This window comes from Micromonospora sp. NPDC127501 (assembly GCF_040302185.1).
Taxonomy (GTDB): Bacteria; Actinomycetota; Actinomycetes; order Mycobacteriales; family Micromonosporaceae; genus Micromonospora.
The window spans coordinates 102,546-115,542 of the sequence record NZ_JBEORJ010000004.1 but is presented as its reverse complement, the minus strand read 5'-3'; the positions used below and the strand labels follow the sequence as shown (position 1 = coordinate 115,542).

10 protein-coding genes and 1 pseudogene are annotated in these 12,997 nt (G+C 71.8%); 4 read left to right on the top strand and 7 right to left on the bottom strand.

Annotated features, from left to right (window positions below; all coding sequences use genetic code 11):
- Window positions 1-2 precede the first annotated feature (2 nt).
- The 6 genes from ABTW72_RS10585 to ABTW72_RS10560 form a co-directional block, all read right to left on the bottom strand.
- Complete coding sequence (locus ABTW72_RS10585; protein ID WP_350856992.1) at window positions 3-506, bottom strand: hypothetical protein; 504 nt, start codon at window positions 504-506, stop codon at window positions 3-5.
- A gap of 208 nt (window positions 507-714) precedes the next feature.
- Window positions 715-4,362 (bottom strand): adenylate/guanylate cyclase domain-containing protein, encoded by a 3,648-nt coding sequence (locus tag ABTW72_RS10580; RefSeq protein WP_350856989.1) that lies wholly within the window; start codon window positions 4,360-4,362, stop codon window positions 715-717.
- Window positions 4,359-5,195, bottom strand: a complete 837-nt coding sequence (locus ABTW72_RS10575) for an MBL fold metallo-hydrolase (RefSeq protein WP_350856986.1) — start codon at window positions 5,193-5,195, stop codon at window positions 4,359-4,361. Before ABTW72_RS10575 ends, ABTW72_RS10580 begins: the two co-directional genes overlap by 4 nt.
- 123 nt (window positions 5,196-5,318) lie before the next feature.
- Window positions 5,319-5,780, bottom strand: coding sequence for a RidA family protein (locus ABTW72_RS10570; protein ID WP_091403351.1), 462 nt, complete (start codon window positions 5,778-5,780; stop codon window positions 5,319-5,321).
- Window positions 5,777-5,932 carry a Sp36 family protein gene (gene sp36 / locus ABTW72_RS10565; protein WP_007466198.1) on the bottom strand — a complete coding sequence of 52 codons (156 nt, stop codon included), beginning with the start codon at window positions 5,930-5,932 and terminating at the stop codon, window positions 5,777-5,779. Before sp36 ends, ABTW72_RS10570 begins: the two co-directional genes overlap by 4 nt.
- A gap of 44 nt (window positions 5,933-5,976) precedes the next feature.
- Window positions 5,977-6,459, bottom strand: coding sequence for a hypothetical protein (locus ABTW72_RS10560; RefSeq protein ID WP_350856981.1), 483 nt, complete (start codon window positions 6,457-6,459; stop codon window positions 5,977-5,979).
- Between the two features lie 587 nt (window positions 6,460-7,046).
- On the opposite strand from ABTW72_RS10560, the pseudogene ABTW72_RS10555 reads away from it, so the two are divergent.
- From ABTW72_RS10555 to bagB, 3 genes and pseudogenes are all read left to right on the top strand, one after another.
- Window positions 7,047-7,631 (top strand): annotated as a pseudogene (locus tag ABTW72_RS10555) (Rv0361 family membrane protein); the annotation flags it as partial.
- A 26-nt stretch (window positions 7,632-7,657) separates the two neighbouring features.
- Window positions 7,658-8,635, top strand: a complete 978-nt coding sequence (gene bagA / locus ABTW72_RS10550) for an ATPase BagA (RefSeq protein WP_350856978.1) — start codon at window positions 7,658-7,660, stop codon at window positions 8,633-8,635.
- 53 nt (window positions 8,636-8,688) lie between these two features.
- Window positions 8,689-9,840 carry an ArsA family ATPase gene (bagB, locus tag ABTW72_RS10545; RefSeq protein ID WP_112677302.1) on the top strand — a complete coding sequence of 384 codons (1,152 nt, stop codon included), beginning with the start codon at window positions 8,689-8,691 and terminating at the stop codon, window positions 9,838-9,840.
- Window positions 9,841-9,846: 6 nt separating this feature from the next.
- On the opposite strand, the gene ABTW72_RS10540 is transcribed toward bagB, so the two are convergent.
- The gene (locus tag ABTW72_RS10540; protein WP_030328078.1) at window positions 9,847-10,167 is read right to left on the bottom strand and encodes a WhiB family transcriptional regulator; all 321 of its coding nucleotides are present in this window, start codon (window positions 10,165-10,167) and stop codon (window positions 9,847-9,849) included.
- A gap of 407 nt (window positions 10,168-10,574) precedes the next feature.
- On the opposite strand from ABTW72_RS10540, the gene ABTW72_RS10535 reads away from it, so the two are divergent.
- Window positions 10,575-12,992: a penicillin-binding protein gene (locus tag ABTW72_RS10535; protein WP_350856973.1), complete on the top strand. Its 2,418-nt coding sequence runs from the start codon at window positions 10,575-10,577 to the stop codon at window positions 12,990-12,992.
- Window positions 12,993-12,997: the final 5 nt, after the last annotated feature.

Sequence of the window (12,997 nt, the reverse complement as noted above, 5' to 3'; positions counted from 1 at the left end):
GCTCAGCGCACCGCGTCCGCCGGAGCCGCACCGGCGGGACCGGTACCCTCCTCGGCGACCGCAGTCGTCCCGGCACCCTCGGACGTTTCGACCCGGCCGGCCGGGATGCCCCGGCGGGCATCCAGACGCAGACCGATGGCGGTGGCCACGGCTCCCAGCCCTTCCCACGCCGCCACCCCGAAGAATCGGTCGGGAGCGATGTCAGCCAGCACCGCGATGGTGAACACGGTGAACGTGACCAGTCGGAAGACCACGGTGAACCGGTAGAACACCCGCCACTCGGTCACCGTGGCGAGCAGGTAGTAGACGCCCATGTTGAAGGCCGCCATCGAGGACGCCAGCAGGAACGTCCCGGTGTGATCACCGACGGACCGCGTCGCCGGCACCTCGAACCCGAGCATGCGCAGCTGCGCCTCCGGCCAGAGCAGCCCGACCGCGCCCATCACCAGCGCCAACACGCCGAAGACCGCGATGGTCCAGCCCGCGATGGATCGCGGCAGCTTCATGAAGGGCCTCCCCAGGCACGGCGACGGTCACCACTGTGGACCCGTACGCGGTGCTGACACGCTAGCCGCTCCCCGAGACCACCACATCCCCAGAACCGGCAGAACCTGCACCCCACCCCCGGCTGGCGTTGATCAAGAGCTTTCGGTCATCGGTGGCCCGGACCCTGACGCGAACCTCTTGATCAACAGCGGAGGGTGAGGGGGTGGGTCAGACCAGGGCGGTCAGGCGGGTGTGGAGGGCGTCGGCTGCGGCTCGTTCGCTGCGCTGCTCGGTGGCGTACGCCAGGCGGACCGCCTCCTGCGCGCAGGACACCGCCTCCGCCGGGCGACCGCACGCTGCCAACGCCTCGGCCAGCACACTCGCCGCGATCACCTGGCTGCGCACGTCCTCGGCCGGCGCGGTGACCGCCCGGCGGGCCCAGTCCAACGCCTGCTCCCGCTGACCGTGAGCGAGCAGCGCCGCCGCGTACTGAGCCATCGTCTGGCGGCGGGAGAAGAGCAGCGAGGGTGCGTTCGCGGCGGCCGTGGCCACCGGGGCGAGCAGCCCGACCGCTGTCGCCGAGTCGCCGGCGGCGAGACGGGCCGTCGCCAGCAGCACCCGGGGCGCCACCTGCGCCGGAGCCTGCGGGTTGTGCGGCTCCACGGCGGTCAGCACCGCGCGGGCCACCCGCTCGGCCGTCTCGCAGTCACCCATGTCCAACGCGACGAAGCCGCGCAGTGTGCCGGCCATCCCGGTGAGCAGCGGATGCGAGGTGCGCTCCGCGTACGCCAGGGCGTCGGTGAGCAGGTCGGCCGCGTGCTCCGGCTCGCCCAGGCCACGTGCCACCACCGCCCGGACCACCAGGGCGAACCCACGCCCCCAGTCGTCGGACGCGGCGGCGAACTCCCGGTACGCCCGTCGGGCCTCCCGGTCCGCCTCGGCCAGGTCACCCAGCTCGGCCGTGGCGAACGCCGCCACCGCGCGCAACGTGCCCACCGCCCACGCCTCACCGACCCGCTCGCCGAACGGCAGGAACACCTGCGCCATCCGACACGCCTCGCGCAGTCGGCCGGCGAGCAGCCGGGCGAACGCCGTCGTGCCGCGCAGCCAGGCCCGCCCGTACGGGTCCTTCAGCTCGGCGAAGAGTCGGGCGGCCCGGCCGAGCACCGCGTCGGTCCCGGCGAAGTCACCCCGGGTGGTGGTCACCCAGGCCAGGTTCTGCAGGGACCACGCCTGCCCGCGTCGGTCCTGCGCACCGAGGCTGACCTGGTAGGCGGCCGCCAACCGGCTGCTCGCCTGACTCAGCCGCCCGGCCACGAAGTCGGCCATGCCGAGCCGGCGCATCGCCGTGGCACGCTGCGTGGGCAGCCGACCCTCGGTGGCCACCTGCAACGCCTCCTCCCAGGCGGTCACCGCCCGGCCCTGGTCGCCGAGGGTCTCCTGGGCCTGCCCCGCCAGCAGCAGGGCGCTGACCCGGGTGGCCTCGTCCCCCGCGTTCGCGGCGATCTTCTCGGCGTACGCCAACGCGTCGGAGACCCGGCCGACCTGGAGCAACGCCCGCGCGTGCACCACCCGATCGGCTGCCGGCACTCCATCGCGGGCCAGTTCGGTGGCGCGCTCGGCGTACTCGACGGCCATTGCCGGCTCACCGGCGGAGAGCGACCGGCGGGCGGCCCGGCCGAGCGCGGCGACGCCGAGCGGAACCACCGCCCGGGCCGGCGCGTCCGGGCGCAGCTTCACCGCGTCGGCGAGCGTGGCGGCCCGCTCGACGTGCGTCGCCACGAAGTCGTCCCGGGCCTCGTCGGTGAACCCGCCCACCGTGCTGGCCGTGGTCTCGTCCGCTGGCGCCGCCCAGCGGGCCAGCGCCGCGTGCCGCTCGGCCAACTCGGCCTTGCTCACCCCGGCGTACGCGGCCTCCCGCATCAGCGGTGTGGCGAACGAGTAGCCAGCACGCGAGCGGTGCAGCATGCGGCGTTGCAGCAACTCCTCGACCGCCCGGTCGAGCTCGACCGCGACCACGGCCGACGGCCGGCCGTCGCGACCGCCACGTTGCTCCCGCATCGCCTCCAGCGCGCCGGTCGGCACCGTGTCACCGGTGACCGCGGCGTCGCGCAGCACCGACCGGGCGTCCGGCGGCAACGCGTCGATCCGGGCCGCGAGCACGGCGGCGAGGTCCCGGGAGAGCAGCCGACTGCCCAGCGAACCCGGCACCAGCCGCCAGCCGGTCGACCCGCTCTGCTCCCGCTCGCCGGAGCCGGACCGATCCGCCGCGGCACCCCGCGTCGAGGCGGCACCGCGCACTGATTCGGTGGTGAGTGCGCCCCGTTCGATGAGAAGGGTGACCAGCTCGGCCAGGTAGAACGGATTGCCCTGCGCGGTGGCGAGCAACCGGTCGGTGTCGGCCTGCGGCAGCTTGCCGCCGCCGAGGTAACTCGTGAGCAGCCGGGCCGCGTCGGCACCGCGCAGCGGCGGCAGCGAGTGCACCTCGGCGTCCGCGACCCGGGTCAGCGCGCCAGCGGTACGCACCAACTCGGGGCGGCCGAGCAGCAGCACCAGCACCGGGCCGGTGAGCCGGGACAGGGTCAACCCGAGGGCACTGATCGTCTCGGCGGTGGCATCGTGCAGGTCGTCCACCACGATCACCAGCGGCGCCTCCGAGGCGAGCCCACTGAGCAAATCGGCGACCGCGTTCGGCACCACCTCGGCGTCCGCTGCCGGAGTGCCCGATCCGCCCCACTCGCCGCTGTCGCTGCCACCGTGCGCCGGGAGTTCGGCGTAGCCGAGCAGGGCCAGCAGCTGCTCAGTGGCGATCGGCGGTGTCTCCGCACCGGAGCGGGCGAGCCGCTGCCCGAGCCGGCGCAGCCGCTCCTCGACCGCCGGGCGGGTCAGCGCGGTGGACGCGTCGCTGGGCAGACCAACGGCGGCCCGCACCAGATCGGCCAGGGGCGCGAGCCGTCGCCGCTCCCCGAACGCGGCACAGCGCACCGAGAGCACCCGGGCCCCGGTGTGCGCCGCGTACCGGCCAGCACCGACGTCGTACCCGGCGGCGAGGCGCTCCACCTCGGCGGCGAACCGGGACTTGCCGATGCCCGCCTCGGCGGTCATCAGCAGCACCCGTGGGTCGCCCTGGTCGATGACCTCGGCGAGCCGGCCGGCGACCCGACCGATCTCCGTCTCCCGGCCGACGTACGGCGCCTCGTCGCCGAGCCCCGAGCGGGTGCCCGGCGCGTCCAGCAGGCCCAGCAGCTCGTACGCCTCGACCGGCTCACGCTTGCCCTTGAGCCGCAGCGGGCGCAGCGCCCGCCAGGAGGAGACGTGCCTGGTGGCCGTGACGGTACGTCCACCGGCGTAGACGGCCCCGACGGCGGCGGCGTCGGCGAGCCGGGCCGCGGTGTTCACCGTGTCGCCGATGACCGTGTATTCAATCGCGGCCTGGATGCCCGCGATGACGTCGCCGGTGTTCAGCCCGACCCGCAGCCCGAGCGGCGCGCCGCCGCCCCGCTCGTCGTCGAGCACCCGGCGGACGGCCCGTTGCATGGACAGGGCGGCCCGGACGGCACGTTCGGCGTCGTCCTCGTGCGCCACCGGCGCGCCGAAGACCGCCATGATGCCGTCACCGGTCAGCTTGTCGACGTGCCCGCCGAATGTCTTCACCGCACCGGCGAGGGCGGCGAGGACCCGGTCGGTGACCGCGCCGACGCGTTCCGGGTCGAGGTCCTCCGACCAGGAGGTGAACTCGGAGAGGTCACCGAAGAGCACGGTGACCACCCGGCGCTCGGCCGCCGGCAACGTGGCGGCGGCCGGCAGCGCGGCGCCACAGTTGTGGCAGAACCGCGCGCCCGGAACGGCAACGGTTCCACACACGGGGCAGGTCACATGTGCTCCAACCCACTGACCCCGGGCGCGGATTCCCCGGTGTCGACGCCCAGATACTCCAGTTGGGCCCGGACCGACCATTCGGCCGCCCACCAGAGTGAGCGGTCCACGTCCGCGTAGACCGTCGCCACCACGTCGGCGGGGGTGTGGGCGCCGGCGGCGACCGCCGCCCGGACCTGGTCGAGCCGGGCCCGGCGGTGGGCGAGGTAGAAGTCGGCGGCGGCGGCGCAGTCGGCCAGCGCCGGGCCGTGTCCAGGCAGCGCCGGGATCCCCCGGTACGCGGACAGCAGCTCCAGGCTGCTCAGGTAGTCACCGAGGTGCCCGTCGGGGTGGGCGACCACGGTGGTGCCCCGGCCGAGGATGGTGTCACCGGTGAGCACCACCCGCTCGTCGCCGTGCTCGACCAGGAAGCAGACCGAGTCGGCGGTGTGCCCTGGCGTCGGCAACAGACTGATGTGCAGACCGAAGCCGCCGAAGTGCTCGCCCGGCCCGGTCAGCGGCTCGCCGCCGATGGTGTGCGCCGGGTCGACGGCGAGCACGTGCACGCCGCCGAGCAGTTCACTCAGCCGGGCCGCGCCCTCGGTGTGGTCGGGGTGGCCGTGGGTGATCAGGATCAGCCCGACCGGGCCGTGCTCGGCGATCCGGGTCAGGTGCCCCTCGTCCGCCGGCCCCGGGTCGATCACGATGCCGGACTCGGCCGCCGGGGCACGCAGCACCCAGGTGTTGGTGCCGTCGAGGGTCATCGGCCCCGGGTTCGGCGCACGCAGCAGTGAAACCCAGCGGGGCAACTCGTCGGCAAGCGCCGCCACCGCCCCCGTCACGTGCCCGCTCATGGCTGCGATCGTACGACCCCGCCCGCCACACCCCACGATCTTGCACTTGCGGCCCCTGATTCATCCCGGTTCAAGGCTTTCGTCCGAGCAGAAAGTGCAAGATCGCGGGGCGATGGGGACGTGTCAGGCGACCTCGACGATCAGCTCGATCTCCACCGGGGCGTCCAGCGGCAGCTCGGCCACACCTACCGCGCTGCGCGCGTGGCGGCCGGCCTCCCCGAAGACGGTGCCGAAGAGGTCGGAGGCGCCGTTGATCACGGCGGGCTGACCGGTGAAGCCGGGCGCGGAGGCCACGAACCCGGTCACCTTGACCACCTTCACCACGTTCTCCAGGCCGACCAGCGAGTCGACCGCGGCCAGCGCGTTGAGCGCACACCGCTGGGCCAGATCCTTCGCCTGCTCGGCGGAGATCCCGGCGCCGACCTTGCCGGTCGCCAGCAACTTGCCCTCGGCCATGGGCAACTGGCCGGAAACGTACACGTGCTGCCCGGACTGCACGGCCGGGACGTAACTGGCCACCGGCGGCACGACCTCGGGCAGGTCGAGACCCAGCTCGGCGAGCTTCGCGTGCGGACCGTTGCTCACGCCTTCGGCCGCTTCAGGTAGGCGACCAGCTGGTCCGGATTCGGGCCGGGGACCACGGCGACGAGCTCCCACCCGTCCTCGCCCCAGTTGTCGAGGATCTGCTTGGTCGCGTGGACCAGCAGCGGGACCGTGGAGTATTCCCACTTCTGCATCGCTGAAGGGCTCCCTCTCGGTGCGGAATTGTTCGAGGGACAGCCTACGGTCCGCTGGCCGGACGAGGTACGGGACGCTGCTCCGGCGCGGCCGGCAGCTCCCCGCAGCGCCCTTCGTGCTCGTATCCCTGGGGGCAGCGGGACCGGTCTGGCAGCAGCAGGTCGCAGAAGACCCGGTGCCGGTTGTTCTGATCGTCGGCGTTGGAGACGGTGGTCTCGCCGGCGTCCAACTCGGGCAGGAAGCCCAGGGACACCGCGACCCGACCGGCCAGCACGGTCGCCGCCGCCAGATTCGGCACCCGGATCGGGAGGTGGATGACGAAGCCCGGCTCGTCGTCCTCGCGGGTCCGCTCGGCGGGCTGGCTCGGCATCCGGGCCGCCTCCGCCTGTTCCGGCATCCGGCGGTACGACCGTTCGTTGATCGGCTGGTTGGTGACCTGCCCGCCGGCCTCGACCACGGACCCGAGCCGGCGAGGCCGATCGTTCGTCGGGAACTGGGTGCGAGGGATGTTGTCCGCGTCGCGCATGCACTGCCTCCGGTCGTACCTCTCGGACCATGCTTCCGGCCCGGACCCATTCGTCCGTTCCGGCCCCCGCACCGGGACGAAGGTAGGTCTGGGGCTGCGGTCCCACCAACAGGACGCGCACAAGAGGCCACCAACAGTCACATATGCGACACACCGCAGGTCGGGGGCCCGACACCGAAACCGACGCGGGTACCGCTCACCGGATCGCTGGGCCGCTCGACAGGCAGGGGCGACACCGATCCGGTCATCGACCGCTACCCTTCCGGTCGGACGGTCGCGCAGCGCCCGGCCGCCCGCTCGATCACGCTCGGCGCCAGGGGTGGCGGCGGGCGCCGCACCCCTGGGGGAACGACATGACCCACCCGCCCAGCGGCGACCAGGCCGGCACACCCGCTCACCCACCGGCCCACCCGGATCCCGCCGGTCAGCCCGGCGCGCCGACCATCCCCAGCCAGCCGACCCCCGCCGCACCGCCCGGGCAGCTCGCTCTTCCCGCCTCCCCCGCCCAGCCGGCACTCTCCGCCGCCCCCACCTCACCGGCTTTCCCCGGGCAGCCCAGCGGCGCCGGGCAGCCGGCTTTCCCGGGGCAGCCCAGCGGCGCCGGGCAGCCGGAAGGGCCTGGCGGCCCCACCTCGGCCGCCGCACCGACGCAGCCGGGTGCACCGAACCCCTCGTCGATCCCTGCGGCCCCGCCGGCCTATCCGCCCTACCAGGGCACGGCCGAGCCGAAGAAGAAGCGCGGTCTGCTGATCGCGGCGATCGCCCTGGTCGTGATCATGGTGCTCTGCGTGGGGGGCGGCGTGGTGGCCTTCCTGACCCTGCGCGATGCCGAGACCGGCGAGGGTGCCAAGGAGCCGGCGGTCGCCGTCGACGAGTTCCTCACCGCGGTCTACAAGGATCGCGACGCGACAAAGGCGGCCGCTCGCGTCTGCGCCGCTTCCCGCGACGACGACAAGATCGCCGCGAAGGTGGCCGAGGTGGAGAAGTACGCCTCCACCTACCAGAACCCACGCTTCCGGTGGACCACCCCGAAGGTGGACAACCAGACCGGGGAACGGGCCACCGTCTCCACCCGGCTCACCATGACCACCGCCGACGAGAAGGTGGCCGACCAGGAGTTGCGCTTCACTGTGGTGCAGAAGACGGGTTGGTGGGTCTGCGAGGTCGCCTGACCGCCCAGCCTGGATAGGCTCGACGGGTGTGTGCAGCTGAGCGTCCGATCGACCCGGCCGGTACCGGATGGCCCGCCCGTCTCCACGTGGTGACCGGCAAGGGCGGCACCGGTAAGACCAGCGTGGCGGCGGCGCTGGCCCTCGCGCTCGCCGCCGGCGGCCGGCGCACCCTGCTGGTCGAGGTCGAGGGGCGGCAGGGCATCGCCCAGCTCTTCGGCATCGAGCCGCTGCCCTACGAGGAGCGGCACCTCGCCGACGCGCCGGACGGCGGTGAGGTGCGCGCGCTGGCGGTGGACGCCGAGGAGGCGCTGCTCGAGTACCTGGACATGTTCTACAAACTGGGCGCGGCGGGCCGGGCACTGCGCAAGCTCGGCGCCATCGACTTCGCCACCACCATCGCGCCCGGCCTGCGGGACGTCCTCCTCACCGGCAAGGTGAAGGAGGCCACCACCCGCACCACCGGGCAGCGGCGCGCGTACGACGCGGTGGTGCTGGACGCCCCGCCGACCGGGCGGATCGGCCGGTTCCTCAACGTGACGGCGGAGACCGCACGACTGGCCAAGGTGGGCCCGATCAAGACGCAGAGCGAGGGGGTCGCCGCGTTGCTGCGGTCCCCGATGACCGCGGTGCACGTGGTCACGCTGCTGGAGGAGATGCCGATCCAGGAGACGATCGACGCGATCGCCGACCTGACCGCCCTCGGCTTCGGCGTCGGGAAGGTGCTCGTCAACGGGGTCCGACCGCCGCTGCCCGCCGGAGCCGCGGTCACCGCCGCGGAGTTGAGGCGCGGGCTGGTCGCCGCCGGGCTGCCGGCCGATCGGGACATCGTGGCCGGGTTGCACGATGAGGCGCGTGACCAGCTCATCCGGCGCGAACTGGAAGATTCGCTCCGCGCCGACCTGGTGGAGTTGGGGCTGCCGATGATCGAGCTGCCGTTGCTGCCCGACGGGGTTGATCGGGCGGGGCTCGCGACGCTGGCCCAGGCCCTCGTCCGCGCCGAATGACTCACACCTGAGCGCAGCACGGGCGCACGGACCCACCGGCCCGATACGCTCGATTGGTGCCTTCCGAAGACGCGGCGCCGCAGCTGGACGTCGACCAGATCCTCGCCGACCCAGGCGTGCGGATCGTCGTGTGCTGCGGTGCCGGCGGAGTGGGAAAGACGACCACGGCCGCGGCGCTGGCGCTGCGGGCCGCCGAGCACCACGGCCGGCGCACGGTCGTGCTCACCATCGACCCGGCCCGCCGGCTGGCCCAGTCGCTGGGCCTGACCGAGCTGGACAACACCCCTCGCCAGGTCAAGGGGATCGACGTCGAGAGCAGCGGCGGCGAGTTGCACGCCATGATGCTGGACATGAAGCGCACCTTCGACGACGTGGTGTTGCAGCACACCGACCCGACGAAGGCCGCGGAGATCTTCGCGAACCCGTTCTACCAGGCGATGAGCTCGACCTTCGCCGGCACGCAGGAATACATGGCGATGGAGAAGCTGGGCCAGCTGCACGCCCGGGGCGAGTGGGACCTGATCGTGGTGGACACTCCACCGTCCCGCTCGGCACTGGACTTCCTTGATGCGCCGGCTCGGCTCTCCCGTTTCCTCGACGGCCGGATGCTGCGGCTGCTGCTGGCCCCGGCGCGCAGCGGCGGGCGGAGCATGTTCAGCCTGGTCACGGCCTCGTTCGGGATGTTCTCGAAGGTGGTGCAGAAGGTGCTGGGCGCGCAGCTGCTCACCGACCTGTCCGGCTTCGTGGCGGCACTGGATTCGATGTTCGGTGGTTTCCGGCAGCGCGCCGAGCAGACGTACCGCATCCTGCAGGCGCGGGAGACGGCCTTTCTGCTGGTCGCGACGCCGGAGCCGGACGCGGTCCGGGAGGCCGCCTACTTCGCGGGCCGGCTGCGGGACGAGCGGATGCCGCTGGCCGGCCTGGTGCTCAACCGGGTGCACCGCCCGGCGGTCCCGGAGCTGGACGCCGAGCAGAGCCGGGTCGCCGCCGAGCGGCTGACCCAGCTGGGTGGGCATGAGGCCACCGCCGACGTGCTGCGGGCGCACGCGGCGTTGGCTCGCCAGGCGGTACGCGAGCAGCAGGTCGCCGCGCGCTTCACCGAGGCGTTCCCGGCCGTGCCGGCGGTTTCGGTCACGGCGCAGCCCGCCGACGTGCACGACGTCGACGGGCTACGGACGATCGGCACGGCGATCAGCCGGCCGTGACCGGCGTCAGTTGGCCGCGCTGACGAGAATCTTGTCCTTGCCGGCCTTGTCCTTGCTGTTCTTCTTCATCGCGGCCTCGAACATCTTGCGCCAGCTCGTCACCTGCGGGTGACGACGCAGCAGCGCCCGCCGTTCGCGTTCGGTCATGCCGCCCCACACACCGAACTCGATCCGGTTGTCCAGCGCGTCGGCCAGGCACTCGTACCGAACTGGGCAGCTCCGGCAGATCCGCTTCGCCACGTTCTGTTCGGCGCCCTGTACGAACAACGCGTCCGGGTCCCCGTTCTGACATGCCGCCAGCGACGGCCAGTCAGTGATCATGCCCATGTGTACACGTCCCCCCTTGCAGTACCTACCGACCTCGTCGATGCACGTCAGCCGGCAATTCCCCCCGATCGTCCGGCCCGCCTTCCCCAAGGCGGCGCGGACGACATGTGGCGCTGTCGCCGCCCCCATCATGCTCTGTAGTCGACTGATTACGCAACGTTGTCGACGAAATCCATCATTCCGGACACTCCCGGCTTCCCGGGCCTTCGACCGCCGGTTACCCCGCCCGGGTCAGCGATAACGCTGCGCCGCCTCACTGAATCGGAGGAGACTCACGCCAGTTCACACGCAACCAAGCACCGGGGGTCGTGCGTTTAGCACAACGAGGGCAGCGCGCGCAGGAAATGGGGAAAGAACGCCCCAGCGCCCCTCGTTCCCTACTCGCGTACCCTGTCGAGGTGACCTGGATGCGGAAACGTGACCACAATGTGCTGACCAACGCCGCATCGCTACTCGTGTGTGGCCTGCTGGCCGGCGTGGTGGTCGCTGCGGCGGCCTTCCCCGCGGTAGCGATGTCCGGCTTGGCCGCGAAGGCCGGCGCCGAGACATTCGGTGCCCTGCCCACGGAGCTGACGGTGGCCCGCGCGCCACAGATCAGCTACCTGCTGGCATCGGACGGCAAGACACCGCTCGCGACGATGTACGACGAGAACCGACGCGACGTCAAGCTCGCCGACATCTCGCCGGCCATGCAGAAGGCCATCATCGCGGCCGAGGACCACGACTTCTACAAGCACAACGGCGTCGACATCAACGGTGTCGCCCGCGCGTTCGTCAACAACCAGAGCGAAGGCTCCGGCCGGCAGGGCGCCTCGACGCTGACCATGCAGTACGTCCGGCTGGCCATCGCCTACTCGGCCACCCACCCGGCGGACGTCGTCGCGGCGACCGAGGACACCAGCGCACGCAAGCTGCGCGAGATGCGGCTGGCCCTCCAGGTCGACAAGGAATTCTCCAAGGACGAGATCCTCACCCGCTACCTCAACCTCGCCTCGTTCGGCAACGGCGCGTACGGAATCTACGCCGCAAGCCAGGTCTACTTCGGGAAGCCGCCGAGCAAGCTGAAGATCGAGGAAGCGGCCTTGCTGGCCGGCATGGTCAAGGCGCCGACGACGAACGACCCGACCACGGAGGCGGGTTACCCGCTCGCCAAGGACCGGCGCGACTACGTCATCCAGAACATGGTCGACATCAAGGCGATCACCCAGCAGGAGGCGGACGCCGCCAAGGCGACCGAGCTGGTCGTCAAGGACAAGCGCACCCCGAACGGCTGCGTCGCCGCCAACGTCAACGAGTGGGGCTTCTTCTGCGACTACTTCTACCGCTGGTGGATGGATCAGGAGACGTTCGGCTCGACCAGGTACGACCGGGAGCGGCGGCTGAAGAGCGGCGGCTACAACGTCGTGACCACGATCGACGTCCAGGCGCAGCGCGCCGCGGACAAGGCGGTCCGTAAGGCAAAGAGCGTGAACAGCAAGGAAGCGGCAATGGTCGCGGTGGTCGAGCCGGGCACCGGCCGGGTGCGGGCGCTCGCGGTCAACCGGCAGTTCAAGCTCGACGACCCGAAGAACCCGAAGAACAAGCTCTCCAGCGATCCCGCGAAGAGCAAGAAGAAGATTCGGGGCAACTACCCGGCGACGGTCAACCCGCTGCTCACCGGCGGTGACGGCATCACCGGCTACCAGGCCGGGTCGACGTTCAAGATGTTCACCATCGTCGCGGCGCTGGAGAAGGGCATTCCGCTCAGCTACCCGATCAACGCGCCGAAGCAGTTCCGGTCGGAATACATCATCCGGCCTGGCCCGGCGGCCTGCCCGGGGACCAACCTCTACTGCCCCACCAACTCGACCGAGAGCATGGCCGGCGTACACAACATGTGGAGCGCGTTCGGCCGGTCGGTGAACACCTACTTCGTGCCGCTCCAGCAGCAGGTCGGCGCCGAGAACGTGGTCAAGGCGGCCAAGCGGCTGGGCATCAACTTCCGGTCCCAGGAAGATCTGACCCTGGAGAAGGGCGCGCACCAGTGGGGCGCCTTCACCCTGGGCGTCTCACAGACCACCCCGCTGGATCTGGCCAACGCCTACGCCACCCTGGCCGCGGACGGCAAGTACTGCGAACCCATCCCGGTGCAGGAGATCCGCGACCCGGAGGGCAACAAGCTGGACATCGCCAACCCGCGCTGCGAGAAGCGGTTCAGCACCGAGGTGGCCCGCGCCGCTGTGGACGCGGCCCGCTGCCCGGTCGGCGACAAGTCGTCGTCCTCCCGGTGTGCGGGGGCGACCGCACCCAACGTGCGCGGCGACGTCGGTTATCCGGTGGCCGGCAAGTCCGGCACCACCGACTCGGAGAAGACCGCCGCGCTGGTCGCGATGACCAAGCAGTACGCGGTCGCCGGCATCATGGCCGACCCGGACTGGCCGCAGACCAACGTCGAGATGAAGCACGCGGAGAAGGACGGCATCAACCCGCCGGTCTGGGAGACGCTGCGCGACGCGATGAAGGGCAAGGAGCGCATCGACTTCACGCCGCCGGGTCAGAAGATCTCCGAAGGTGACCAGCGCAGCATCCCCGACGTGAAGTGCGTTTCGGTGGATCAGGCGAAGTCCCGGCTCAAGGGCGCCGGCTTCGAGCCGGTCGTCTCCAGCGCGAAGGTGCCGTCCTCCTGCAAGGCGGGCGACGCGGCCGGCACCAGCCCGGACGGACGCACGATCAAGGGTGGCGTGGTCACCATCGAGGTCAGCAGCGGTGGCGGCACGCCGGGCAACACCGACGGCAACCCGGGCGGCCAGCCCGGGGGCCGACCCGGTGGTCGCCCCGGCGGCTGAGCCGA